1 protein-coding gene is annotated in these 2,288 nt (G+C 44.1%); it reads left to right on the top strand.

The window, feature by feature from the left end; all coding sequences use genetic code 11:
- Positions 1–674 precede the first annotated feature (674 nt).
- Positions 675–2,192 (top strand): group II intron reverse transcriptase/maturase, encoded by a 1,518-nt coding sequence (gene ltrA, locus GPLA_RS00685; protein WP_007102871.1) that lies wholly within the window; start codon positions 675–677, stop codon positions 2,190–2,192.
- Positions 2,193–2,288 lie beyond the last annotated feature (96 nt).

Below are 2,288 nucleotides of genomic sequence, written 5' to 3'. Positions count from 1 at the left end.
GTGTGCTCGGAGTTCAGCACTAGCAAGGAATGCTTAAATGAACCACGAGTCTATTTGAAATTCATAAATGAAATAGCAGGAGCTAGCTTGTTTATGACGTAATCTGGTTGTGCAGATAGCAGAGTCTGAGCGGCAGTGACTTATTGTATGCTAATAAGGTGATGTAACTCGCTGACAACGGGGAGTGAGGCGAATTCGTTAAGCCAAGATGCTCTTCAAGACTAAGTAGTGGACGGATGAAGAACATGAACCGATTAACCCGCATCTATGGGCTGAAATGTCGCCATTGTCTACACGAATTAACAGGCAATATGGTGCAGTGGGGCTGTTATAAGTAGGAACAACTCTGCCAAACTGTTGAGCTAAATGTAAGCGTTCATCAAGGGACAAGTGCAATATCACAATTCTGTACTTGAGCACCATCACCTTACAGCACGATAAGGTTAAAGACTGCGATCGGCATCCACCCCACTATGTTTGAGTTCAAATAGGTGAACCGAGGAAGGCTTGTATTGAATGCTAAGGGAGCAGACCCCGATGACATGCAAGTTGGCGGAGCGTTCGTAGTAGTCTGAGATGGGGAAAGCCCATTACATGGCGAAGGGACGCAGTTTACTGTATTTGCGCGAGCAAATTATCTGACTTCTATTGAATTAGTAACAAGGTGAAGACCTTTGATAATCAGCGAAATGCAACGCAAATTAGCAACATGGACATCGACTGATAAAACACGCCGCGTTAATCGGCTGTTGAAACTTATCAGTCATCCTGAATGGCTGCACCATGCAGCGAATATCACGCTCTCTTCGAAGGGCGCGAAAACCGCTGGTGTTGATGGTGTAGATAAATCGCACATGCAAGCGAACCTCGATAATCACCTTAAAGAAATTAGACGATCTTTACTGTCGGGTGAATATAAACCGATGCCTGCAAGGCGAGTATACATTCCAAAGGCCAACGGGAAACAGCGCCCATTGGGTATTCCTACCTTAATAGACAGAATTGTACAACGTGCCATGCTCATGGCGATGGAGCCAATATGGGAAAACGATTTTCATTCGTTATCTTATGGTTTTAGACCAGAGCGCAGTGTCCACCATGCTATTCGAACAGTACAATTGCAATTAACTGATCCTGCCGATAAGCGAGGACGCTGGGTAATTGAAGGTGACTTATCAAGTTACTTTGATACCGTTCATCATAAATTACTGATGAGTTGTGTGCGTAAACGCATTAGTTGCGACCGATTTAACACCTTGCTTTGGCGTTTTATAAAAGCAGGTCATATCGAACGCAACTTATTCTGTGCAACGAGCCAAGGGGTGCCGCAAGGTGGAGTGATATCACCATTGTTATCGAATATCATGCTAAATGAATTCGACCAACATCTAGATTCACTTTATCTGTCAAAGAAAGCGCGAAAAGACCGTTGGTACTGGAATAGAACCATACAGGATAAGCGCAACATTGCTATTGAAGAAAACCGACAATGGAAGCCTGCTGTTGCTTATTGTCGTTATGCCGATGACTTTGTATTAATTGTCAAAGGCAGTAAGGCAGAAGCAATGGTCATTCGTGACCAATGTAGGAACTTCCTTGAAGGTAATCTTAAATTAACATTGAACATGGATAAAACTCATGTAACGCATGTTAACGATGGATTTGTCTTCCTTGGCCATCGCATCATCAGAAAACGAGGGCCAAAGGGCAATATGCGTGTGGTGACGGGCATTCCTCACGGCAAAGCTAAAGCGTTCTCGCATTCGCTCAGCAAAGCCTTGTCGAGTGACCACTCTTGTAGCAAAGTGGATAAAGTGGAGCAAGTCAGCCGCAAGTTAAAGGGTTGGTCTCAGTTTTATCGACACACTAATTTTACTGCTATGGTATACAGTAAAATTGACCGAATTGTATTCTGGAAACTGGCCAAATGGCTAGCACGAAAGTATCGCTGCTCTATTAAATCATTAATGATGAAATGGATAAAGCGCCCTTCTGCAAGTCAGGCGACAACGTGGGTTGTGTACGGTAAATCAAACAATGGCATTGTGTGTGGGGCTTCACTGTTTAGATTAGTGAGCAGTCCTAAAATGCGCTTTATGTGGCGTTTACCGGAGATTAATCCATACCTTAGGCTAGAAGAAAGAAATACCGTAACGTCACGCTATAAAGATGTTGCTATGGCTGTTAGCTAGCATTAAATGGAGAGCCGCATGCGCTGAAAGGTGCACGTGTGGTTCGGTGAGGAGAGGCCGAGAGATAGTTCGACTACGCTTGGTCTCTTACTCTAC

It is taken from the genome of Paraglaciecola polaris LMG 21857 (genome assembly GCF_000315055.1).
GTDB lineage: Bacteria > Pseudomonadota > Gammaproteobacteria > Enterobacterales > Alteromonadaceae > Paraglaciecola > Paraglaciecola polaris.
Note: the sequence above shows the minus strand (reverse complement) of the source record. Positions and strands in the feature narration are given on the sequence as shown.